Below are 21,843 nucleotides of genomic sequence, written 5' to 3'. Positions count from 1 at the left end.
TTCAGAATTCTTCATGACCGGAACAGTCTGACGGCCTGTATTTCATGGTTCATGGCGGCGATTTCAGCATTGATCGCAGCGCTGCCAAGATCATCCAGCGTGGTGCTGCCAGCCCAGTGCGACAGGGCGGCACACTGCTGCTCCAACTGCGCCAGAATGCGCGTCGCACCCGACTGGCCCAGTACGGAAAGGCGAATGGCGGCCTGCAACTGGTTGGAGAGGAACGCCTGCAGATAGCCCGTCAGCGCGGCATTGAGGCCGATACCACCCACACCGCAATAGCCACCGACAACCACCGGCAAAGGATGCAGACCGCCAAATTCCGGCGGTGCGGCAAAATCCCAATGACCTACCGCCAGGACAAAGGCCTCGCCCTGTGCTGTCAGTTCCAGATGGCGTTCGCGGCTGCCCGCCAGCGCGATGGCAAGTTCTGCAGCATGATGGCAGGACCGGCCGGCAGCGGCCTGCCGCCAGCCCTCGGCGAGGAACACCAGATCATTGCGCGCCGCGCCATGCACCATCAGGCTGCGCAGCCATTCCGCCAAATCCGCTTCATCGCCGATGAGTTCGTCATGCACCGCCCGCTCCAGCCCGCCGCTATAGGCAAAGCCTCCGGTTGGAAACACCGGCGACAGCCAGTTCAGCAGCCGGATCAGGCCGGTGCCATGATCAGTCATGGCTGTGATCTTGGGGATTTTCCGCATTCCCGTATGCGCCGCCTTCGGGATCAAACGGCGCGCTGATTTCGGTGACAGTGGCGCCAAGGCCAAGCAGCATGGCTTTGATGACGTGATCGGCGCGAATGCGGATGCTGGTGGCAGTGGTTTGTGCCGGCAAATGGCGGTTACCCAACTGCCAGGCCAGTTGTAGCAGGTGTTTTTGATCACGGCCCCGGACCTCATATAAAGATTCCGGCTCGGCCTGCACCACGATCACCCGCCCGTCTTCCAGCACCAGCCCCTGGCCATGACGCAGCAGACGCGCCTGCGGCAGATCGAGCAGAAATGCGATGCCATGATCAGACAGCATCTTCATCCGCCGCCGATGCCGCGCTGTTTCATCCAGCGTGATGGTATCGGCAGCGCCGTATATATAATCGACGCATTTTGTGGCGCGGATCATCGCACCTCCACATCAGCCGGCTCGATGATTTCAATCTTGCGGCTGACAAAAAACGGTGCGCCGGCATCGCGCCAGGCAATCAGATGCGGCTCCTGAAAATGCGCATCGAGCGCCGCCTTGTCAGTCCAGCGCTCGACAAACATCAATGTGTTTTCGTCGGTCAGGCTCTGCACGAGATCGTAAGAAATGCAGCCCGCTTCCTGCCGGGTTGCGTCGATGCAGGGCATAACGGCTTCCATGATTTTCGGCAGGGAGCCGGGTTTGATTTCCAGTGTGGCGATAAGATAGATCATATGTTTTCCAATGTTCTCGTATTGCCGCTGCTCAGCACAGCGTTATTGCAGGATCAGCGCCTCAATATCTCTGGCACCATGAAGAATTCTCAGAACCGCAATGCGGTCCTGCTTGATCTGATAAAGCACCAGATAGTTGCCGACAATCAGCTTGCGAATTTCGACATTATTGCGCGTCAACAGGACAGGAGCGCGGTAGGGATGATCCGCCAGTTGAAGACAGGCGTGCCGCAACTCCTTCATGAAACTGATGCCGCGTTGCCTGTCGTCAGTGGCGATGAAAAAACCGATCTGCGCAAGGTCATGCTCGGCTGGTTGTGAAATTTCCACATGCATTCGATTATTTGTCCGGCAGCGCTTCCAAGCGGGCCAGCATCTCATCGAATACAGCCGCGGCGGGCCTGACACGGCCTTCGTCTGCGGCTTTCATCCCGTCATCAAGCTTTGCGTAAAGATCGGCGAGCCTCGCCTCGCGCTCCTGAACGAGGCGCAGGCCTTCGCGCAGGACTTCGGAGCGCGAGCGGTAGCGGCCGGACTTCACAAGTCTGTCGAGAAACGCCTCAAGCGGTTTTCCAAGATCAGCACTGACAGCCATGGCATGGTCTCCAAAACTCCAATTCCATAACTATTATGGCTTATTCAAATTGCCGTGTCCATCATCCCCCTGGCTCAAAACAAAAAGTATCTTTGCGCCATCGGCAACACATCTGCCGGTTCGCAGGTCAGCAATTCGCCATTGGCGCGCACTTCATAGGTTTCCGGGTCGACCTCCACATCCGGGGTGGCCGCATTATGCACCATCGAGGCTTTTGAAATGCCGCTTCTTGTGTTGACCACCGGCAGCAATTGCTTGGCGATGCCGAGCCGGCCCGCCAGCCCGTCTTCAATCGCAGCCTGTGACACGAAGGTTGCGGATGAATTGGTCCGTGACTTGCCAAATGCGCCGAACATCGGGCGGAAATGCACCGGCTGCGGTGTCGGGATCGAGGCATTCGGATCTCCCATGATGGACGCAGCGATTGTGCCACCGATCAGGATCATCTCCGGTTTGACGCCAAAGAAGGCCGGGTGCCAGATCACCAGATCGGCGCGCTTGCCGACCTCCAGCGAGCCGATTTCGGATGACATGCCATGGGTAATCGCCGGGTTGATGGTGTATTTGGCAATATAGCGCCGCACCCGCATATTATCATTGTCGCCGGTCTCCTCCGGCAGGGCGCCGCGCTGGCGTTTCATCTTGTCGGCGGTCTGCCAGGTGCGGATGATCACCTCGCCGACACGGCCCATGGCCTGACTGTCCGAGGCGATGATGGAAAACGCGCCCATATCATGCAGAATATCTTCTGCGGCTATGGTTTCCTTGCGAATCCGGCTTTCGGCAAAGGCGACATCTTCCGGGATATTACTATCCAGATGGTGGCACACCATCAGCATGTCGAGATGCTCGGCGATGGTGTTGATTGTATAGGGCCGGGTCGGGTTGGTGGAGGACGGGATGACATTGGGCAGCCCGCAGATTTTGATGATATCCGGGGCATGGCCGCCGCCTGCGCCTTCGGTATGAAAGGCGTGAATGGTGCGGCCCTTGAAGGCATCGATGGTGTTTTCGACGAAGCCGGATTCATTGAGCGTATCGGTGTGGATCATCACCTGGATATCATACTGGTCGGCAACCGAAAGGCAGCAATCAATCGCCGCCGGGGTGGTGCCCCAGTCCTCATGCAGCTTCAATGCGGCGGCCCCGCCCAGCACCATTTCCTCCAGCGCGCCGGGGCGGGAGGCATTGCCCTTGCCGGCAAACGCCAGATTCATCGGAAACGCATCAGCCGCCTCGATCATCCGCGCCAGATGCCAGGGGCCAGGGGTACAGGTTGTCGCCAGCGTGCCGTGTGCCGGGCCGGTGCCGCCGCCCAGCATGGTGGTCATGCCCGACATCAGCGCTTCGTCAATCTGCTGCGGGCAGATGAAATGAATATGACTGTCAAAGCCACCAGCGGTGATGATCCTGCCTTCGCCGGCAATCGCCTCGGTACCCGGCCCGATGATGATATCCACACCGCCCTGCGTATCGGGGTTGCCGGCCTTGCCGATGCCGGCAATCCGGCCGTCCTTCAGGCCGATATCCGCCTTGTAGATGCCGCTGTGATCGACAATCAGGGCATTGGTAATAATTGTGTCGACAGCCCCTTCTGCGCGGCTTGCCTGAGATTGCCCCATGCCATCGCGGATGACTTTGCCGCCGCCGAATTTGACCTCCTCGCCATAGCTGGTCAGATCCCGCTCGACCTCGATGAAGAGTTCCGTATCGGCGAGGCGTATTTTATCACCGGTCGTGGGTCCGAACATGTCTGCATAGGCAGCGCGGGAAATTCTGGCGGGCATTACAGCGCTCCCATGATTTTCTGATTGAAGCCGTAGATTTTGCGGTTTCCGCTGAAGGGCACCAATGTCACTTCGCGGGTCTGACCCGGTTCAAACCGCACTGCCGATCCCGGCGCGATATCAAGCCGCATGCCGCGTGCCGCAGCGCGGTCAAATTCCAGCTTGGCGTTGCTTTCAAAGAAATGATAATGGCTGCCAACCTGCACCGGCCGGTCGCCGGTGTTGGAGACGGTGAGTATTGTCGCCGGCTGACCGGCGTTCAACTCAATCTCGCCGGCCTGTGTGATGATTTCTCCGGGAATCATGATTTTTCCTTTTTTGCACCGGCCATTGTTACGCTGGATCCCCGGAACAAGTCCGGGGATGACGGGTTAGAGGGAGTGCGCACCGCTATAGCGAATGAAATGCCACCCCCTGCCCGTCATCCTCGGGCTTGTCCCACTACTGTCCGGTTTAACTTTCAGCATCATAACAGCACCATCTGGTGGCTGTTTTTTATGGGTATTGGATCAGGCATCAGCAGGCGATCAATTTGTTTTCGGTGCATGAGATTTGCTCGAATGATGCGGGCGAAAGCCAAGGGCGTTTTGATGGTCGTCTGGGTTTTCTGTGCAAACCGCAACAGCAGGAAGGCAATGAGGGCCACGGCGATTTGAATGCGCAGTGCGTTTTCACTGCGCCCCACACAATGGCGGATTTTCAGAGTTTGCTTGACCCATTTGAAGAACAGTTCAATGGCCCATCGCTGCTTGTAGAGATCGGCGATTTCCTGCGCCGAGGCATCAAGGTCGTTGCTTAAAATGCGGAGAACCTTGCCGGTTGGGGTTTTGAGTTGTACCTCGCGTACCGGGTCGGTGAACCGGGTCTTGCCGTTTTTGGTTCTTTGCGGCAGAAGGCCGATACGGTCCAACAGGATGTCGCCGCCTTCGGGCACATCCAGAACCACCGTTTCCTTCAGCGTTGTATTCTTCTTGAGCCGGGTGACAATCCGGCACCCTGCCTGATCCAGCGTGGCCCACCAGTTAAAGTCATAATATCCCAAGTCAAAAACATAAGTGGCACCCGGTTCAACAGGCATGGCTTTGGCGGGTGTAATGTCATTGACATTGGCAGCGCTCACCTGAGCATAGACGGGATACTCGGCATTGGCATCATAGATGATATGTGCTTTGGCACCGCAAGCCTTGTGGGAAAAGTGGGCCCATTGCGAGCCCATGCCGGACAAGCTTATACCGGTTGCATCAATCAGATAGGTGGCATCTGCGATCTTGCGCCGCATCCCGCGGCCTGCTCGTGCTGCAAGAGTGGCAAACAGGTCAGTAAAAACCTCGCTTGGCCGGGTGGCATTGGCATCAGCCAATGTGGAGCGCTGAACTGGACGGCTTCCCAGATGATAAAGACGGTTTTGGTGGCTGGCCAGCCCGCCAACAAGCTCGCGCAGACTGACAGCGCCTGAAAACTGCGCGTAGAGCATGGCAATAAACTGATCTTTCGTACTCAACCGGCGAATACGATGATCGGATTGGTGCTTGTCCACAAGCCGATTAAACACGCCCCAGGGAACATGCTTCAATATCTCGTGAAATACGCTATTCTCATGCCGCATGGTGTTGACCTCTACTTCGTGTCCATAACGTTCGCTAAACCGTTGGAAACAAGTAGAATCAATACCATGCAACATGTCCACCGATTTTAAACCGGACACCAGTGGGCTTGTCCCGGGGATCCAGCTTCGTTCACCTAGCCATTCAATGTCTCGTATAAATCGTCCCAGTCCGGGTTCAGTCCTTCAATCAGATTCAGCTTCCATCTGCGCGGATAGCGCTTGATGGTTTTCTCGCACTGGATTGCCAGCTTCATGGTGTCGTGGGCTTCGTACCAGACCAGTGTTTTGCAGCCATATCTGCTGGTGAATCCCGGCGACAGGCCTTGGCGATGTTGGAAGGCACGCCCCGGCAGATCGGACGTCACACCGGTGTAGAGCGTGCCGTTGCGTTTTGAGGCCATCATGTAGACGCAGGGGTTCATGTGGTCCGTTGCAATTCCTTTGTTGCGCTGGATCCCCGGGACAAGCCCTGGGATGACGCTGAGAGGGAGTATTTCATTCGTCACAACAGGGCGCACTCCCTCCTTCCCGTCATCCCCGGACTTGTTCCGGGGATCCAGTCTTCAGCTAGCGTATCGGTTCATGCACCGTCACCAGTTTGGTGCCGTCGGGAAAGGTGGCTTCGACCTGGATGTCGTGGATCATCTCGGGGATGCCTTCCATCACCTGGGCACGGCTGAGGACGTGGGCGCCCTGCTCCATCAGATCGGCAACGCTCTTGCCATCGCGCGCGCCCTCGACAACGAAATCCGTGATCAGGGCGATTGCCTCGGGATGGTTCAGCACGACGCCGCGGGCGAGGCGCTTGCGGGCGACTTCGGCGGCCATGGAAATCAGCAGCTTGTCTTTTTCACGCGGGGTTAAATTCATTCCTGTTCCCTCGGTTTTCCGTGTCCGGCTGTTAGATTGACCAAACTTTAGGCAGCTCCGCCCCAAAATTCAGCAGTGACACCAGTGGCAAAAGGATTTTGCGCAGTTCAAAACTGTCTTCTGCTGTCACTCTAGCAAGAAGCTTGCCATTCCAGCAGGAAACGCCGCCACCGGGTCCGATCAGGCGGCGCGCCTCGGTGACAAAGCCCTCGGCACGGGGCGAGACAAACAGCAATGTGGCAAAGGCCGAGCGGCCTGAGGTGACAGCGCTTTGCGGCAACACCGGCCTGACCGGCCCGCTGAGGTGGAAATCTTCCGCATGGAGCAACCTGCCGTCTCTGGAAATGCGCCATCTGTCGTGCAAATCCGCGTGCTCGAGGTGCTCGCCCATGGAGCGGCGGCCAAGCACGACCGGTTCCAGGAACAGGGCTTCGGCATCTACAGCCAGATCGGCGGTGATGCTGCGGGACAGACCGGCGCGGTCAAACATTATGGTTTCCTGCGGCAGCCAGGCCAGCCGCGCGCCTGCCTCGACTGACAGCGAGATTGTATTTTCAGCGACGCCGCCGGACGATTTATAGACTTTCTCGCAGGCCTGGGTGGTCAGCATCAGATGCGTGCCGGGGCCGGCTTCAAAACGCCAGTTCATGCGGTCCCCACCAGTGACGCCGCCCGAGGTGTTGATGACAACGGCTTCAAGTGCGGAGCCGTGATAGGTTTTCGGGATGCGGATTTTGGCGCAGCCTTCCTGATAGAGGCGATTGAGCCTTGTCCTGCCGTCCAGTTGCCGCACGGACAGGCGTCCGACGCCGACCGCGCGTTGCAGACCCAGACCGGGTACGGGTTCGCAGGCAAGGCTCACGAGCCGCTTTGCCAAGACCGCATGCGGCAGCAGCCTTGCCGCCCCGCCGAAAATATCGCATGGGATTGGATGATGTTCACGAGGCGTGCGTCTCCTGCTGGTTCAGGCCAGCATAAACAGACAGGTTTTTCGCGCCAAGTCAAAGCCCTGATTGTCCTGGCCCATCCGAGCCGGCATTCGTTCATTGGTCAGTGAGCTGCGGACACAGCAGCCGGTTGAAACCGGATGCACGGCCTGGTCGTATTTTATTCGCCATGGTGAGTGGTAGGCACACGGCATCAGCAGCGCTATACACGCAGACAAAGCGCGTAACACAGGACAGGGAATCAGTTTATGAGCACGTCACAGGAAAGTATCGGATTTGTCGGCGTCGGCCTGATGGGCCATGGCATGGCGAAGAATATCGTTGAAAACGGATACGCGCTGAGCGTCATCGGGCATCGCAACCGCGAACCGGTTGAGGACCTTGTCAAACGTGGCGCGACAGAGGCCGCTTCGCTGAAGGATCTGGGGGCCAAATCGTCGATTGTCTTCATCTGTGCGCCCGGCTCGCCGCAGGTGGAAGCGATTGTGCGGGAATTGAAAACAGGTCTCAAACCCGGCTCGATCATCGTTGACTGCTCCACGTCCGATCCCACCTCAACCGCCAAATTGTCCGAGCAACTGGCAGAAGCCGACATTGCCATGGCGGATGCGCCGCTTGGCGGCACCCCGGTGCAGGCCGAAGAGGGCAAATTGAGCGCAATGATCGGTGCCGATGATGCGGTTTTTGAACGCATCCGGCCGGTGGTCGAAGCCTGGGCAGCGAATATTGTGCATATCGGCGGCGTCGGTGACGGGCACCGCATGAAACTGCTGAACAATTTCCTCTCGCTCGGCTATGGCGCGATCTATTCCGAAGCGCTGGCACTGGCCAGCAAGGTCGGTCTGTCGCCAACCAAGTTTGACAGTGTCATTCGCGGCAGCCGCATGGATTGCGGTTTCTATCAGACCTTCATGGGCTACATTATCGATGGCAATCGCGAGGCCCATAAATTCACCCTGTCAAACGCGTTCAAGGATCTGCGCTATCTGGAATCAATGGCTGATGCCGCCGGCATGGTGAACCCGGTCGGCAATGCGGTGAAAAACCTGTTTGCCGCTGCCCATGCCGCAGGCGGTGACGGCCCGGAAGATTATGTGCCGATGCTACCGGAATATGTCGGCCGGCTGAGCGGCACGGAGGTCAAACCGGTAAAGCCCGTCAAATAGGGCTTTCAGCTTTCGGTCTGCTTCGCTTCCGCCTCGATATCCGCTTGCGAGGTAGCACCCAGCCGCGATCAATGCGGCCGGGTTCACAAAGGTTTGCGGAACAGGAGATCCTTGCCCGCCAGCACAGCGCCTGCGGTGATGAGCAGACAGGCAGCGGCAATGATCCAGGTCGCTTCCTGAAAGCCTGCCACCACCAGAACCAGTGTCGACAGCAGCGGCGCGGCATAGCTGGAGGCCCCCAGCACCTGAATATCGCCACGCTTGACGCCATAATCCCAGGCGAAAAATGCCAGACCAACCGGACCCAGACCCAGACCCAGCACCGCAAGCCACTGTAACGCCCCGACCGGCCAGACGGTCTGCTCCAGAGCCAGATGAAACAGTGCGGACAGCACTGCGGTGGCCAGACAGAACCCGGTGACGACATCTGTTGGAACATGACCGAGACGGCGCGAGACCACCGAATAGCCCGACCATATCAGCGCCGCCATGATGGCTGCCAAATATCCGGGCAGATATTCAGCTCTGACGGCAAAGGAGCCGCCATCGGTGATGATGATGGCAGCGCCGAAAAATCCCAGAACAGCCCCGAAGACGTGATGGGAGCGCAGTTTTTCCCCCGGCAACAGGCCGGAAAACACCACAATCAGCAGCGGCCACAGATAAGCGATCAGACTGGCCTCTGCCGCAGGAGCGGAGCGCAATGCGGTAAAGTAGAGAAAGTGATAGCCGAACAGCGAGCCGGTGCCGAACAGCCAAATGAAGGGTGACTGGCGAAACACGGCAAGCCTGCCGCCGCGCAGCCGCCAACTGATCGCCCCGATGGTGCCGCCGATGGCAAATGCCATGGCGGTCAGCTGCAGCGGCGGCACTGCTCCGCTGGCCGCAGTGAACAGCGCCAGCAGCGCCCACATCAGCACCGCGGTGAAGCCGATGCTGGTGGCTGTCCGTCTGGTCATCTATATGTGCTCCGGTCGTGGAGAACGGGATTGCGTTTCTCTATGGCTGTTGAAGGCACCGATGTCGACCGGTTTTCAAAGATTTGACCGGTCAGATATGCTGAACCTGGCCATGGCGAACAGCGGATGCAGACCTTATCGGATCATCACGATTTTCAGTCTGCTGTGGGCGAGACCCTGCCATGCCCGGTCTGCCGTCAGAACGGGCGTTTCGGCGAGGATTGCCGAGGCAATACAGATGCGGTCCCCAAGGCTCAGGCCCAGGTGCTTTGTGACCTTGAAAAGGCTTCCGGCCGTGAATGCAATCGTCTCATCAACCTGAATAATGTCCAGATCAAAGCTCTGCAGCAAGGCCTTCATCTCATCGTCAGGAACACCGTGCTGAACCAGTTTGGCAGCAACCTCACTGAGATTTACCGCAGTCATGGAGCCCTCCGCCAGCGCAGCGGCAACATGATCTGCGCCCGGTTCGTCATGCAGAAGCGCCAGCAGCGCGGAGGCGTCGATGATCACCGGATCAGCCCGGATGCGCGCGGCATCAACCTTCCCGCTCCGCCTCGGCACGGCGATCGGCGATCAGTTCTTCAGACAGGGATGCATGATCCTTGACGTATTTTTTTACTGTTCTTTGGGCCTGATCGACCACATCCTCCAGCCGCCGCACACGCAATTCACCCTTGCCTGCTTCCAGCAGAACGGTTTGGCCTTCTTCAAGACCAACTTTGCGCCTGATAGCAGCCGGTATGACCAGACGGCCATTGGTCCCTATTTTTACTCTGACTGCGGGCACGGACAATCTCCTTTTGGCATTATAGGTGAATATGGCAAATTTTAAAAAAATGGCAAATTTTATTTTTATGGGTATTTATCGATATGGCCGGCAGCTGATTGGTGTGGTTCATATCTCCATTCCATTGCCGTGACATAATTGAGAGACTATATCTCACCTGCTATATCCGGGAAAAATTTTGCGAGGCTGATACGTGGCAGGACATCATCATCATGTGGACCCGGATGCGGGGGATGCCCGTGTGTTCTGGGCGGTGGTGGTCAATCTGGGGCTGACTGTTGCGCAGATCATCGGCGGGATTCTGTCCGGCAGTCTGGCCTTGCTGGCTGATGCGCTGCATAATTTTTCCGATGCCATTTCGTTGATCATCGCATTTGTCGCACGCAAGATTGCGCGCCGGCCGGCCGATGAAAACATGACCTTCGGCTATGGCCGGGCCGAAATTGTTGCGGCGCTGGTGAATTACACCACCCTGATCGTCATCGGGCTGTATCTGACCTACGAGGCCGTGCTGCGGTTTTTTAATCCGCAGGGTGTCGATGGCTGGATTGTGATCATCATTGCAGGCATTGCCCTGGTGGTTGATATTGCCACCGCGTTGCTGACCTATTCGCTGTCCAAGCAGAGCATGAATATCCGCGCGGCCTTTCTGCACAATGTGGCCGATGCGCTGGGGTCGGTTGCCGTGATCTTTGCCGGGACATTGATCCTTTTATATGACTGGCGGCTGGTGGACCCGATCGTCACCCTGCTGATTGCCGGTTATATTCTCTGGCAGTCCTTTGTTGAAATCGGACCTGTTATCCGCATCCTGATGCTTGGCAGCCCGCCCGATACGAATATCAGCGCTATTCTGGCAAAAATGCGGGCCACGAACGGGGTTGACGGTGTGCATCATCTGCATGTCTGGCAGATGCAGGAGCATGAACCCGCCATCAATGCGCATCTGATTATTACCGAAGGCCAGTGGGGACGCGCCGATGCCATCAAGACAGCGGTCAAGCAGACACTTGTGACCGAGTTCGGAATTTCCCATACGATCCTTGAAACCGAATGCTGCCGGCATGCCTGCACCCAGCCCAGTGTGGTGGGCCATGAACAGTTCGAGAACCATCGGGATGGGGATATGGCCGCTGAAGGAGCGATCCACCAGCATTGAACAAACCTGTCGAGCCGGTGCATGTTTGCGCCTTGCCGCCTGCGGTGGAACCGACACCGGAGACAGATCCCTGTAAAAACTGCTGTGAAATCTTCTGTGGGAATCTTCTGTGGAAATCTTCCGCTTGACTCTCTCGTGAGATGTCCTGTTAAATAGAACAAAACAGGAACATTTAACGGAGAAAGATGTGCGGCACGGCTCTGCGACAGCGCTGGTAGATCATTTGCATGCGCGCGATCAAATCGGGTCCCGGAGCCCGAGCCAGGCTGCGTTGCCTGCTGGGTTGCCTGCTGGGCCGAACGCGCAATTAATGCCTGCCAGCCGGTTACTGCCGGACAGTCCGGCGGCGGCAGAGGATGAATTGGCCGCCTTCTTTGAAACCGGTCTGCCGCCCGGCAGCCTGCATGAAGTGCGCTGTGCGCAAAGCCGTGATGCGGGAGCTTTGACAGGGTTTGTATTTGCCCTGCTCGGCCGCATGAACACACGCGCCTCAAAGCCGGTTCTGTGGATATCCGCCCCCTTTGCCGATACCGCCAATATGACGCTTTTTCCGCAAGGGTTGACTGAACTGGGATTTAATCCGCAGCGGCTTGTGATGGTCACACCGCTGTCTGTCAAACACGCCTTGTGGGCGGCTGATGAAGCTGCCAGATGCACCGATCTGGCAGCCGTCATCCTGCATGTTCAGGGCCATCCCAAAGCTTTGGACATGACAGCGACGCGGCGCCTCAATCTGCGTGCCGGAGACAGCGGCACACCGGTTGTTGTGCTGCGCCAGAGCAGCGAAGAGGAAGCTGGCGCCGCCGCCACACGATGGTGTGTCAGTCCGCGCCGGTCCGGTCGGGCGCAACCGCATCTGCAGGCCCTGTCTGGCGACCCCATTGGCCATACAGCGCTTGTTGTTCATCTGGAGCGCAACCGGCAGGGCGCAACCGGCAGCGCCTCCATTACCTGGAACCACCAAATCAGAAAATTCAACCATGTCCGAATTCAAACCACAGACCACGCCGGACCGCCCGCAGCGCTTCCTCAGCATCGCTCTTCCGGACCTTGCGACCGACCGGATCAGCCGCCAGCTCTGGGGCAGGTCGTGGCGCTTCAAACAGCATTGGAACGGCCAGGCTGAGTGTCCGCCGCTTGGCGTTATCGCTTCTGTCAAAAACGCCTTGCGCCTGAGCGCCCTCAACCTGGCAGCCAGAAAAGCCGGGCTGTACAAACACCAGACCCTGGCAGATGCCCGTGCCATTTTGCCGGCTCTGGAGTGTCATCAGGCCGATGCCGCCGCCGATGCTGCGCTGCTGGACGCCCTGGCAGACTGGTGCGAGCGCTATACGCCTTTGCTGGCGGTGGACACGATCCATGGCCTGTCCGGTCTGATGCTGGACATTACCGGCTGCGCACATCTGTTCAATGGTGAGGAGGCTTTGCGTCTGGATATGATTTCCAGACTGACGGCACAGGGGTTTGCCGCCAATATCGCCATCGCCTCTACGCCGGGAGCCGCCTGGGGCATGGCCCGCTATGGCGATCCGGCAACATGCAGACTTATTGCTCCTGGTGCAGAAAGAGAAAGGCTCGCCCCCTTGCCCCTGGAGGCGTTGCGTACAGAGCCGAGCACGGTTGAAGAGCTGAAACGTGTCGGCCTGAAAACCATCGGCTGCATCATGGATTTGCCGCGCGGGCCGCTGTCCCTGCGGTTTGGCCGGACATTGCTGCGCCGGCTTGATCAGGCGCTGGCCCGGGAAGAAGAAACTATTTCGCCGCGCATCGCTGTGGCGGAGCTGGCGGCCGAACGGCAATTCGTCGAGCCGGTTTCCTTGCAGGATGATATCAGCCGTACCATTCTGTCCCTTGCCGGCAATCTGAAACCTGCTCTGGAAAAGCGCGCCATCGGGGCGCGGGTTCTGGTTCTGAAACTGTTCCGGGTCGATGGGGAGCGGCGCATGCTCAGCGTTGTCACAGCCAATCCCGAGCGCGAGCCGGCCCATATCGGGCAATTGTTTCAGGACCGATTGGCCAGTCTGCACAGTCCTCTGGACGCCGGTTTCGGCTATGATCTGATCCGCCTGGAAGTTGCTGCAGCGGAACCCATGGTGCAGCAGCAGGCCGATTTTGTTGCCAGAGTGCCGGTGGAGGATGGTTACAATGCCCTGATCAACCGGCTCGGCGCGCGGCTTGGCACAGACCGCGTTCAACATTTTGCCGTGAATGACAGCCATATTCCGGAGCGCAGTTTCGGGACAGTGTCCTCCATTCATAAGCCCATTATCCGGCCCAACTCAAAGACCGGGCGGATGCCGCCACAGGATGCCCTGTCGTTTGCAGAGCCTTCGCAGATGCAGGCCCTCGACATGCAGCTCACCCGGCCGGTTCTGCTGCTGAACCGGCCCGAGCCCGTAGAGGTGATGGCGGAAATACCGGAAGGGCTGCCGCAGCGTTTCCGCTGGCGCAGGGTGCTTTACGAAGTTGCCGCCAGTGAAGGACCGGAACGGATTGCCTGCGAATGGTGGCGCGACGGCCGCCAGGCGCTGACCCGGGATTATTTCAAAACCGAGGATCGTGACGGCCGCCGCTTCTGGCTGTTTCGTCAGGGGCTGTATCAACGCGAAAGCGGCCGCCCGCACTGGTATATGCACGGGCTTTTTCCATGAGTGAGCAATCCTCCGGCCTGCCCTATGTCGAACTTGCCGCTGCCACGAATTTTTCCTTTCTGCGCGGTGCCTCTCATGGTGAGGAAATGGTTTTTGAGGCCGCCAGGCTGGGCCTTTGCGGGCTGGCCATCACCGACCGCAATTCCCTCGCCGGTGTGGTACGCGCCCATATGGCGGCGAAACAGGCAGAATTGCCTTTTGCGCCCGGTTGCCGGCTGGTGTTTACCGATGCAACACCGGACACGCTGGTCTGGCCGGTCAACCGCCAGGGCTGGGGCAATTTATGCGAATTGCTGACACGCGGCAAACGACGCGCGCCCAAAGGGTCTTGCTATCTGCAACTCAATGATCTTCTGGAGTTAGGTGACCAACTTATCATGGCTCCTGTTCTACCTGCGCAGTTCACGGAACAGGCAGGGGCTTTTCTGCCGCAACTGGCCAGCCGGTTCGGCGGCAATGTCTATCTGGCCCTGACCCGCACTTACGGCGTTCATGATGGTCCGCGCCTGAAACGCCTGTCGCGCATGGCCGACACATACAAAGTGCCGCTTCTGGCGGTGGGGGATGTGTTGTATCACAGCCCCGCACGACGGCCCCTGCAGGATGTTCTGAGCTGCATACGCGAAGGCCGGACACTGGCCACTATCGGCACCATGTTGGAACCCAATGCCGAGCGGCATCTAAAAGCCGGCGCGGAGGTGGCACGGCTTTTCAAAGGCTATGAAGCTGCGGTCGCCGCTTCTGTCGCAGTGTTCAACCGGTTGCAGTTTTCGCTTGATGAACTGCGCTACCAATATCCCGATGACCCGGTGTTTGATGAGCTTGGCGGACAACCCGTTCCCTCTCAGATCGCGTTGGAACAATTGACCGCACGCGGTGCCAAAGCGCGCTTTCCGGACGGCGTTCCGGCCAAGGTGCAGGCGAGCCTGCGTCATGAAATGCGCCTGATCAGGAAGCTCGATTATGCCTCCTATTTTCTGACTGTTTATGACATTGTGCGCTTTGCCCGAAGCCAGGGTATCCTGTGTCAGGGGCGCGGCTCTGCTGCCAATTCCAGCATCTGCTACTGTCTGGGTATTACCGAGGTTGACCCTGTCAAAGTCGACCTTCTGTTTGAACGCTTCATCTCCGAAGAGCGCAACGAACCGCCGGATATCGATGTGGATTTCGAGCATGAGCGGCGCGAAGAGGTGATCCAGTATATCTACCATAAATACGGGCGGGAAAAGGCCGGCCTCGCCGCCACCGTGATCACTTACCGCTCGCGTTCGGCAATCCGGGATGTCGGCAAGGTCTTCGGCCTGTCCGATGATGCAATCAGCGCGATTTCGGGCACCCGATGGGGCAGCGGATCGGCTGCCATCAGTGATGAGGAAGCCCGCCGCGGCGGGCTTGATCCGCAGGACAAGCATTTGAAACAATTACTCGATCTGGCCAATCAGATCATCGGGTTTCCGCGCCATCTGTCCCAGCATGTCGGCGGCTTTGTCATCACCCGTGACCGGCTGTCGTCACTCATCCCGATTGAAAATGCTGCCATGGATAACCGCACCATTGTCGAGTGGGACAAGGATGATCTGGAAAGTCTCGGCATGCTGAAAATCGATGTGCTGGCGCTGGGCATGCTGACCTGTATCCGCAAGGCCTTCGATCTTCTCAAATGTCATTACGGCCGTCACGAAACCCTGGCTTCCCTGCCCCAGGAAGACAAGGCCACTTACGACATGATCTGCCGGGCCGATACGCTGGGCGTGTTTCAGATTGAAAGCCGGGCGCAGATGTCGATGCTGCCGCGGCTGCGACCGAGAACCTATTATGATCTTGTCATCGAGGTCGCCATTGTCCGGCCCGGCCCGATTCAGGGAGATATGGTGCATCCCTATCTGCGCCGCCGCCAGGGCAAGGAAAAGGTCAGCTTTCCCAAGGACGAGCTGCGGCAGGTGCTGGAGAAAACGCTGGGCGTTCCGCTGTTTCAGGAACAGGCCATGAATATCGCCATTGTTGCGGCCAATTTCACTCCGTCAGAGGCCGACAAGCTGCGCCGTGCCATGGCGACGTTTCGCCGCGTCGGCACCATTGGCAGTTTCCAGCGAAAAATGGTGGAAGGCATGGTCGCCAATGGCTATGAGCGGGAGTTTGCCGAACATTGTTTCAAGCAGATTGAAGGCTTTGGCGATTATGGTTTTCCGGAAAGCCATGCGGCCAGTTTCGCGCTGCTGGTCTATGTGTCCTGCTGGCTGAAATGCTATTATCCCGACGTGTTCTGCGCCGCTATTCTGAACTCGCAGCCGATGGGTTTCTATGCTCCGGCCCAGCTTGTGCGCGATGCCAGGGAACATGGGGTGGAATTGCGCGCCCCGGACATCAATCATTCTCAATGGGAGACAAGTCTGGAGGCCGGTGCCGCAGCGCAGACAATCGCGCCGCAGCATCGCGACATGACCGGCCTGGCACAAAACCGCTTTGCCGTGCGCCTTGGCCTGAACCGGGTCAAGGGCCTGAACAAGGACCATGCCGGGCAACTGCTTGCCCATCGCGGCCAGGGATATGACAGTATGCGTGACATATGGCTGCGGTCCGGCCTGCCAAAATCAACACTGGAACGACTTGCGGAAGCGGATTGCCTGCGCTCTCTTGGCATGGATCGCCGCACTGCGCTGTGGGCGGCCAAGGCTCTCGACCCTCTCACCAGCGAAGAGCGCCTGCCGCTGTTTGCAACAGACGCTGATACGGTTCGCCGCAACGAGCCGGATGTGCAGCTTCCGGCGATGCCATTGGGCGAGCATGTGATCCATGATTACCGCTCTCTCTGCCTGTCGCTGAAGGCCCATCCGGTTTCATTCGTCAGACAGCGGCTTGAGGACATGCGTTACCGCCAGAGCGTGGCACTGAATACAGCGCGGTCAAATTCCTTCATTCGGGTCGCCGGGCTGGTGCTTGTGCGGCAGCGTCCGGGCACGGCAAAGGGGGTGATTTTTGAAACCATCGAAGATGAAACAGGCGTGGCCAATATTATTGTCTGGCCAAAAACGTTTGAAAAATACCGCGCTATCGTTCTGGGAGCCCGCTTTGTCGGCATTCATGGCAAGGTGCAGGCTGCTGAAGGCGTGATCCATGTGATTGCCCATCATCTTGAAGATCTGACCGCACTTCTGTCCGAGATTTCCGAGGTCGCCGATCATCTGGAGCCTCAGGCCAATGCCGATGAAGTGCGGCGGCCGCAACAGGATGCGCGCGACAAACGCGCCCGACCGGAGCGCATCGAACAGTTTCAAAAAGACGTCAGGACGCTGCGCCGCACCAACCCCGCTACTGGCCCCGCTACTGGCCCCGCTACTGGCCGCGCCACTGCGGCCAATTTACCGAAAGGGCGTAATTTTCATTAAAACACATGCAGGGACAACATTCTAGACAAACCGCACCGAAATATCCGGCACCCGGCTTTGTTCATAGACCAGCCTGCCATTGGGCAGATCATTGTCGAAGACCTTGCGGTTGATGTCAGCCTCTGACAGCTGGTGCGACAGCCATCTCTGGCGCAGGCGATGCTCCAGCTCAGCTTCATCCACCTCAACCAGAACGGTCAGATCAAACAGATCCGCCAGTTGCCGCCACGGCGCTTCATCGAGCAGCAGATAATTGCCCTCAACGACCACCAGCCGGGCGGTATTTTCAATCAAAGCCGCACCGGCACGGGCGATTTCCAGATCCCTGTCAAATTGCGGCACCGCAATCACCGGCTCCCGGTTGGCCCGGAGCCGTTGCAAGATGGCGACAAGACCGCCGACATCAAACGTATGCGGCGCACCCTTTTGCGCCTGCCAGCCTTTTGGCGTCAGAACCCGGTCATCATAGTGATAGCCATCCATCGGCAGCAAGGCGGCGACGCCTGTGTCAGCGCTGTTCAGCTCTTTCACCAGCCATTCGGCAAGTGTTGATTTGCCCGAGGCGGGCGCACCGGCAATCGCCACAATATGCCGGCCATCGCCAGAGCCGCCAGAGCCCGAGGAGCCGGATTTGCAAAGCTTGGTCAGTCGCGTCAGCAACTCACGCCGGTTCAGGGCATCAGGCATACAAACTCCGATCAGTGTCCGTTGAGATTATCCCAGGGAAATTCAAATCGCCAGCATGGCCTCAATATCCGCGCGCCCTGTCAACCAGATGGGCCAGGGTTTGTCCGGCCCGGTGCGCCTGTACCTGACGCGCAATCAGATGCGACAGAGCCCTGGGGCTGCTGACCGCTGCCGCATGGGGTGTGATGATGACATTATCGAGGCTCCAGAGCGCACTGTCCTGCGGCAGCGGCTCCCCTTCAAATACATCAAGGCTGGCGCCTTTCAGCACTTTGCTGCGCAAGGCGGCAACAAGATCAGCTTCCACCTGAATGCGCCCGCGCCCGGCATTGATGAAAACCGGCCCGCCGAGCGGCCCGTCTGAACACAGTCTGTCAAACACGGACTTGCCGATCAGAGCTTCGGTGTCCGGGGTCAGCGGCAGAAGACACAGCAGGATATCCGTCCCGCAGAGAAACTCATCCAGCCCGTCTGCACCGTGGAAACAACTGACATGCGGCACGGTCCGGGCGGTCCGGCTCCAGCCGCGCAGAGCGAATCCAAGCCGGTGCAGAATGTCAGCTGCATCGCGTCCCAACTCGCCAAGCCCCATCACACCGACACACACGTCAGCAGCGGCCGGCTGCGCCAGTTCCTGCCAGACGGCTTCACGCTGAAGTTCCAGATAGCGCAATTGCTGGCGATGATGCAGCAGCACCTGTGCCACCACCCATTCGCTCATGCGTCCGGTCAGATCAGGATCGACAATGCGGGCAATGGGAACGTCCGGCAGGCTGGCATCGCGCAGCAGATGATCCACCCCCGCGCCGAGCGAGAACAACGCCTTCAAATTCGGAAACTGGTTCAGCACACCGCTTGCGGGCGCCCAGACCAGGGCATATTCCACCGCATCGCGATCCGCCACGTCGGGATAGATGACGATCTGCTCGTCCGGCAGAACCGATTGCAAGGCGGTTGCCCAGGGTGCCGGGCTCCAGCCATCCATCAGAACCAGAATGCTCACACTTATTCCCTCAGACTGCCAGTTCAGCCGCGCCGACTGCCCTGATGTCAAAGGCAGCAGCCATCAAAGCTTTTGTATAATCGTGCTGCGGCGCATCGAATATCTGTGCCGAAGGCCCGCGCTCAACAACCCTGCCGAGGCGCATGACGATGACTTCATTGGCCAGCGCCCTGACCACCTTCAGATCGTGACTGATGAAGAGATAGGCCAGATTGCGCCGCTTCTGCACCGCCCGCAGCAAATCCACGACCTGCGCCTGAACACTCATATCAAGCGCGGAGGTTGGCTCATCCAGCATGAGAAATTTCGGTTCCAGAACCAGCGCCCGGGCAATGGCGAAGCGCTGGCGCTGGCCGCCGGAAAATTCGTGCGGATAGCGATGCCGCATCGCCGGGTCAAGCCCGACTTCCTTGAGAACGTCAGACACGCGCTGCTCTCGCTGATCGCGGGACAGATCGGGGAAATGGATCACTAGACCTTCCTCGATAATGGCGCTGATCGACATGCGCGGACTGAGGGACCCGAACGGGTCCTGAAAGACAATCTGCATATCCTTGCGCAACGGGCGCATTTCCCGGGAGGATTTCCCCTGGATCGAATTGCCCAGCAGATTGATGCTGCCCTTTGATGAAAGCAACCGCATCAGGGCGAGGCCAAGGGTGGTCTTGCCAGAGCCGCTTTCGCCAACAATGCCCAGGGTCTGGCCTTCACGAACTGTCAGATCAATGCCATCGACAGCCTTGATGTTGTCGACCGTCTTGCGCAGAAATCCGCGTTTGATCGGAAACCAGACCTTGATGTCCTTCCCGGTCATTACCGCAGGGGCACTGGAATCGAGTTCCGGCGGATCGCCTTTCGGTTCGGCAGACAGCAAATGCTGTGTGTAGCTGTGCTGCGGGTTCTGAAAAATTTCCTCGGTCGGTCCCTGCTCAACGATCTCGCCATCAGTCATGACGCAAACCCGGTCAGCGATTTTGCGGACAATTCCCAGATCGTGGGTGATGAACAGCATCCCCATTCCCATACGGGTTTTCAGATCCGCCAGCAATTCCAGTATCTGCGCCTGAACGGTGACATCAAGCGCCGTGGTCGGTTCATCAGCAATCAGCAGCTTCGGCTTGTTGGCAAGCGCCATGGCGATCATGACGCGCTGGCGTTGGCCGCCGGATAATTGGTGGGGATAGGCCTGCAGGCGCTTTTCCGGATCACGGATGCCGACCTGATTGAGCAATTCGATAACCCGCGCGCGCGCCTTTGCATCCGATGCGCCCTGGTGCAGTTTCAGGGTTTCGCCAATCTGGCGCTCCACGGAATGCAGCGGATTGAGCGATGTCATCGGCTCCTGAAAAATCATCGAAATATTGTTGCCGCGAACGTGCTGCAGATCCTTCGACTTGGTCTGCATCAAATCCTCGCCGTCAAACAGGATCGAGCCGCGGGGATGGGAGGCCGGCGGATAGTGCAACAGTTTCAGCACCGACAGGGCGGTGACCGATTTGCCGGAACCAGATTCGCCTACCAGAGCAACCGTCTCGCCCTGATCGATATGAAACGAGACGCCGCGTACAGCATGGATGATCTTGCCGTCAACGGTGAAATCGACATGCAGATCGTCCACTTTCAACAAAGGCCCAATCACCTTATCTTGCGCCATGTCCGCAGCCATCAGGAAAATGTCTTTCTGGGATCAAATGCATCCCGAACTGCTTCACCGACAAAAATCAGCAGGCTGAGCATCAGTGAAATCACGAAAAATCCGGTCAGCGCCAGCCACGGCGCCTGCAGGTTGTTCTTGCCCTGCGCCAGCAATTCGCCAAGCGATGGCGAGCCCGGCGGCAGGCCGAAGCCGAGAAAATCCAGCGAGGTCAGGGTTGTGATCGACCCGTTGAGAATGAAGGGCATGAAAGTCAGGGTCGCGACCATCGCGTTGGGCAGCAAATGGCGCCACATGATGGTCAGATTGCCCACCCCAAGAGCGCGCGCCGCATTGACATATTCAAAATTGCGGGCGCGCAGAAACTCGGCCCGTACCACAGCCACAAGACTGACCCAGGAAAACAGCAATAGAATGCCGAGCAGAATCCAAAAACTGGGGGTGATGATTGCAGCCAGAATCAGCAACAGATAGAGCGTGGGTACCGACGTCCAAATTTCAATAAAGCGCTGAAACAGCAAATCCGTCCAGCCCCCGAAATACCCCTGAACAGCCCCGGCGGCGACGCCGATGATCGAGGAAAAAATCGTCAGGATCAGCCCGAACAGAACCGAAATGCGAAACCCGTAGATCAGCCGGGCCATGACGTCGCGGGCCTGATCATCGGTCCCGAACCAGTTCCAGTTGCCGATGGAGCAACTGGGATTTTCAACACCGCCGGGATAGCGCTGGCAACGCTTTTCCTTGTCCAGCATCCAGGAAGGCGGCGATGGCGCCGGTGTCGGAATTTCATTGTTGACGGTGCGGTAGGAATAGCGGATTGGCGGCCAGAGAATCCAGCCATTGGCTTCAATTTCCTCCAGTACAAACGGATCGCGATAATCCGTTACCGGCAGAAATCCGCCAAATTTTTCCTCCGGATAATCGACAAATACCGGGGTCAGAAATTCGCCCTGATAGGACACAAGAAGCGGTTTGTCATTGGCAATGAATTCTGCAAACAGGGTGACGAAAAACAACACCAGGAAAATCTGAAGGCTCCAATAGCCGCGGCCATTGCCCTTGAAATTCTGCCATCGTCTCTGATTAATCGGTGAGAACCGGCTTGGCTTTGCTGGCGTGACGGGAACTGTTTCCCTCGCGGATGTGCTGACTTTCGCATCCATGA

The 21,843-nt window shown here is 58.2% G+C and carries 23 protein-coding genes; 5 read left to right on the top strand and 18 right to left on the bottom strand.

Annotated features, from left to right (window positions below):
* Positions 1-11: 11 nt before the first annotated feature.
* The 11 genes from RAL88_RS15235 to RAL88_RS15185 all read right to left on the bottom strand — a co-directional run bounded on the left by RAL88_RS15235 (position 12) and on the right by RAL88_RS15185 (position 7,150).
* Positions 12-677 (bottom strand): urease accessory protein UreF, encoded by a 666-nt coding sequence (locus tag RAL88_RS15235; protein ID WP_306264719.1) that lies wholly within the window; start codon positions 675-677, stop codon positions 12-14.
* Entirely contained in the window at positions 670-1,122 is a 453-nt protein-coding gene (locus RAL88_RS15230; protein ID WP_306264718.1) for an urease accessory protein UreE, read from the bottom strand. Before RAL88_RS15230 ends, RAL88_RS15235 begins: the two co-directional genes overlap by 8 nt.
* On the bottom strand, positions 1,119-1,415 hold the full coding sequence (locus tag RAL88_RS15225) for a putative quinol monooxygenase (RefSeq protein ID WP_306264717.1): 297 nt from the start codon (positions 1,413-1,415) through the stop codon (positions 1,119-1,121). Before RAL88_RS15225 ends, RAL88_RS15230 begins: the two co-directional genes overlap by 4 nt.
* 42 nt (positions 1,416-1,457) lie before the next feature.
* Positions 1,458-1,751 carry a type II toxin-antitoxin system RelE/ParE family toxin gene (locus RAL88_RS15220; RefSeq protein ID WP_306264716.1) on the bottom strand — a complete coding sequence of 98 codons (294 nt, stop codon included), beginning with the start codon at positions 1,749-1,751 and terminating at the stop codon, positions 1,458-1,460.
* Positions 1,752-1,755: 4 nt separating this feature from the next.
* Positions 1,756-2,010: a type II toxin-antitoxin system ParD family antitoxin gene (locus tag RAL88_RS15215; RefSeq protein WP_306264715.1), complete on the bottom strand. Its 255-nt coding sequence runs from the start codon at positions 2,008-2,010 to the stop codon at positions 1,756-1,758.
* Between the two features lie 74 nt (positions 2,011-2,084).
* On the bottom strand, positions 2,085-3,797 hold the full coding sequence (gene ureC, locus RAL88_RS15210; RefSeq protein WP_306264714.1) for an urease subunit alpha: 1,713 nt from the start codon (positions 3,795-3,797) through the stop codon (positions 2,085-2,087).
* Complete coding sequence (locus RAL88_RS15205) at positions 3,797-4,102, bottom strand: urease subunit beta (RefSeq protein WP_306264713.1); 306 nt, start codon at positions 4,100-4,102, stop codon at positions 3,797-3,799. Before RAL88_RS15205 ends, ureC begins: the two co-directional genes overlap by 1 nt.
* Positions 4,103-4,263: 161 nt before the next feature.
* Entirely contained in the window at positions 4,264-5,403 is a 1,140-nt protein-coding gene (locus RAL88_RS15200; protein ID WP_306264318.1) for an IS4 family transposase, read from the bottom strand.
* A gap of 134 nt (positions 5,404-5,537) precedes the next feature.
* Positions 5,538-5,825 (bottom strand): GIY-YIG nuclease family protein, encoded by a 288-nt coding sequence (locus RAL88_RS15195; RefSeq protein WP_306264712.1) that lies wholly within the window; start codon positions 5,823-5,825, stop codon positions 5,538-5,540.
* Between the two features lie 145 nt (positions 5,826-5,970).
* Entirely contained in the window at positions 5,971-6,273 is a 303-nt protein-coding gene (locus RAL88_RS15190; RefSeq protein ID WP_306264711.1) for an urease subunit gamma, read from the bottom strand.
* A 31-nt stretch (positions 6,274-6,304) separates the two neighbouring features.
* Positions 6,305-7,150, bottom strand: coding sequence for an urease accessory protein UreD (locus RAL88_RS15185; protein ID WP_306264710.1), 846 nt, complete (start codon positions 7,148-7,150; stop codon positions 6,305-6,307).
* A 318-nt stretch (positions 7,151-7,468) separates the two neighbouring features.
* On the opposite strand from RAL88_RS15185, the gene RAL88_RS15180 reads away from it, so the two are divergent.
* On the top strand, positions 7,469-8,386 hold the full coding sequence (locus RAL88_RS15180) for an NAD(P)-dependent oxidoreductase (protein ID WP_306264709.1): 918 nt from the start codon (positions 7,469-7,471) through the stop codon (positions 8,384-8,386).
* Positions 8,387-8,469: 83 nt separating this feature from the next.
* Here RAL88_RS15180 and RAL88_RS15175 read toward each other — a convergent pair whose 3' ends face one another.
* From RAL88_RS15175 to RAL88_RS15165, 3 genes are all read right to left on the bottom strand, one after another.
* Complete coding sequence (locus RAL88_RS15175) at positions 8,470-9,345, bottom strand: DMT family transporter (RefSeq protein ID WP_306264708.1); 876 nt, start codon at positions 9,343-9,345, stop codon at positions 8,470-8,472.
* Between the two features lie 135 nt (positions 9,346-9,480).
* Complete coding sequence (locus RAL88_RS15170) at positions 9,481-9,909, bottom strand: type II toxin-antitoxin system VapC family toxin (protein WP_306264707.1); 429 nt, start codon at positions 9,907-9,909, stop codon at positions 9,481-9,483.
* On the bottom strand, positions 9,884-10,135 hold the full coding sequence (locus tag RAL88_RS15165; RefSeq protein ID WP_306264706.1) for an AbrB/MazE/SpoVT family DNA-binding domain-containing protein: 252 nt from the start codon (positions 10,133-10,135) through the stop codon (positions 9,884-9,886). The genes RAL88_RS15170 and RAL88_RS15165 overlap by 26 nt, the downstream gene beginning before the upstream one ends.
* 193 nt (positions 10,136-10,328) lie before the next feature.
* On the opposite strand from RAL88_RS15165, the gene RAL88_RS15160 reads away from it, so the two are divergent.
* From RAL88_RS15160 to RAL88_RS15150, 4 genes are all read left to right on the top strand, one after another.
* The gene (locus RAL88_RS15160) at positions 10,329-11,294 is read left to right on the top strand and encodes a cation diffusion facilitator family transporter (RefSeq protein ID WP_306264705.1); all 966 of its coding nucleotides are present in this window, start codon (positions 10,329-10,331) and stop codon (positions 11,292-11,294) included.
* Positions 11,295-11,604: 310 nt separating this feature from the next.
* Positions 11,605-12,420 (top strand): ImuA family protein, encoded by an 816-nt coding sequence (locus tag RAL88_RS21730; protein ID WP_371932104.1) that lies wholly within the window; start codon positions 11,605-11,607, stop codon positions 12,418-12,420.
* Positions 12,329-13,945 carry a DNA polymerase Y family protein gene (locus RAL88_RS15155; RefSeq protein ID WP_371932186.1) on the top strand — a complete coding sequence of 539 codons (1,617 nt, stop codon included), beginning with the start codon at positions 12,329-12,331 and terminating at the stop codon, positions 13,943-13,945. Before RAL88_RS21730 ends, RAL88_RS15155 begins: the two co-directional genes overlap by 92 nt.
* Positions 13,942-17,331 carry an error-prone DNA polymerase gene (locus tag RAL88_RS15150; RefSeq protein WP_306264703.1) on the top strand — a complete coding sequence of 1,130 codons (3,390 nt, stop codon included), beginning with the start codon at positions 13,942-13,944 and terminating at the stop codon, positions 17,329-17,331. Before RAL88_RS15155 ends, RAL88_RS15150 begins: the two co-directional genes overlap by 4 nt.
* 21 nt (positions 17,332-17,352) lie before the next feature.
* On the opposite strand, the gene RAL88_RS15145 is transcribed toward RAL88_RS15150, so the two are convergent.
* From RAL88_RS15145 to RAL88_RS15130, 4 genes are all read right to left on the bottom strand, one after another.
* Positions 17,353-18,018 (bottom strand): nucleoside/nucleotide kinase family protein, encoded by a 666-nt coding sequence (locus RAL88_RS15145; protein ID WP_306264702.1) that lies wholly within the window; start codon positions 18,016-18,018, stop codon positions 17,353-17,355.
* Between the two features lie 61 nt (positions 18,019-18,079).
* Positions 18,080-19,021 carry a glyoxylate/hydroxypyruvate reductase A gene (locus tag RAL88_RS15140; protein WP_306264701.1) on the bottom strand — a complete coding sequence of 314 codons (942 nt, stop codon included), beginning with the start codon at positions 19,019-19,021 and terminating at the stop codon, positions 18,080-18,082.
* Positions 19,022-19,031: 10 nt separating this feature from the next.
* Complete coding sequence (locus RAL88_RS15135; protein ID WP_306264700.1) at positions 19,032-20,675, bottom strand: ABC transporter ATP-binding protein; 1,644 nt, start codon at positions 20,673-20,675, stop codon at positions 19,032-19,034.
* A gap of 11 nt (positions 20,676-20,686) precedes the next feature.
* Positions 20,687-21,841 carry an ABC transporter permease gene (locus RAL88_RS15130; protein WP_306264699.1) on the bottom strand — a complete coding sequence of 385 codons (1,155 nt, stop codon included), beginning with the start codon at positions 21,839-21,841 and terminating at the stop codon, positions 20,687-20,689.
* Positions 21,842-21,843: the final 2 nt, after the last annotated feature.

The organism is Pararhizobium sp. IMCC3301, from assembly GCF_030758315.1.
Lineage (GTDB): Bacteria > Pseudomonadota > Alphaproteobacteria > Rhizobiales.
Note: the sequence above shows the minus strand (reverse complement) of the source record. Positions and strands in the feature narration are given on the sequence as shown.

Excerpts from the sequence above, each read along its gene's own strand:
- RAL88_RS15235 (WP_306264719.1), bottom strand. The coding sequence starts at position 677 with ATGACTGATCATGGCACCGGCCTGATCCGGCTGCTGAACTGGCTGTCG.
- RAL88_RS15230 (WP_306264718.1), bottom strand. The coding sequence starts at position 1,122 with ATGATCCGCGCCACAAAATGCGTCGATTATATATACGGCGCTGCCGAT.
- RAL88_RS15225 (WP_306264717.1), bottom strand. The coding sequence starts at position 1,415 with ATGATCTATCTTATCGCCACACTGGAAATCAAACCCGGCTCCCTGCCG.
- RAL88_RS15220 (WP_306264716.1), bottom strand. The coding sequence starts at position 1,751 with ATGCATGTGGAAATTTCACAACCAGCCGAGCATGACCTTGCGCAGATC.
- RAL88_RS15215 (WP_306264715.1), bottom strand. The coding sequence starts at position 2,010 with ATGGCTGTCAGTGCTGATCTTGGAAAACCGCTTGAGGCGTTTCTCGAC.
- ureC (WP_306264714.1), bottom strand. The coding sequence starts at position 3,797 with ATGCCCGCCAGAATTTCCCGCGCTGCCTATGCAGACATGTTCGGACCC.
- RAL88_RS15205 (WP_306264713.1), bottom strand. The coding sequence starts at position 4,102 with ATGATTCCCGGAGAAATCATCACACAGGCCGGCGAGATTGAGTTGAAC.
- RAL88_RS15200 (WP_306264318.1), bottom strand. The coding sequence starts at position 5,403 with ATGCGGCATGAGAATAGCGTATTTCACGAGATATTGAAGCATGTTCCC.
- RAL88_RS15195 (WP_306264712.1), bottom strand. The coding sequence starts at position 5,825 with ATGAACCCCTGCGTCTACATGATGGCCTCAAAACGCAACGGCACGCTC.
- RAL88_RS15190 (WP_306264711.1), bottom strand. The coding sequence starts at position 6,273 with ATGAATTTAACCCCGCGTGAAAAAGACAAGCTGCTGATTTCCATGGCC.
- RAL88_RS15180 (WP_306264709.1), top strand. The coding sequence starts at position 7,469 with ATGAGCACGTCACAGGAAAGTATCGGATTTGTCGGCGTCGGCCTGATG.
- RAL88_RS15175 (WP_306264708.1), bottom strand. The coding sequence starts at position 9,345 with ATGACCAGACGGACAGCCACCAGCATCGGCTTCACCGCGGTGCTGATG.
- RAL88_RS21730 (WP_371932104.1), top strand. The coding sequence starts at position 11,605 with ATGCCTGCCAGCCGGTTACTGCCGGACAGTCCGGCGGCGGCAGAGGAT.
- RAL88_RS15150 (WP_306264703.1), top strand. The coding sequence starts at position 13,942 with ATGAGTGAGCAATCCTCCGGCCTGCCCTATGTCGAACTTGCCGCTGCC.
- RAL88_RS15145 (WP_306264702.1), bottom strand. The coding sequence starts at position 18,018 with ATGCCTGATGCCCTGAACCGGCGTGAGTTGCTGACGCGACTGACCAAG.
- RAL88_RS15135 (WP_306264700.1), bottom strand. The coding sequence starts at position 20,675 with ATGGCGCAAGATAAGGTGATTGGGCCTTTGTTGAAAGTGGACGATCTG.
- RAL88_RS15130 (WP_306264699.1), bottom strand. The coding sequence starts at position 21,841 with ATGGATGCGAAAGTCAGCACATCCGCGAGGGAAACAGTTCCCGTCACG.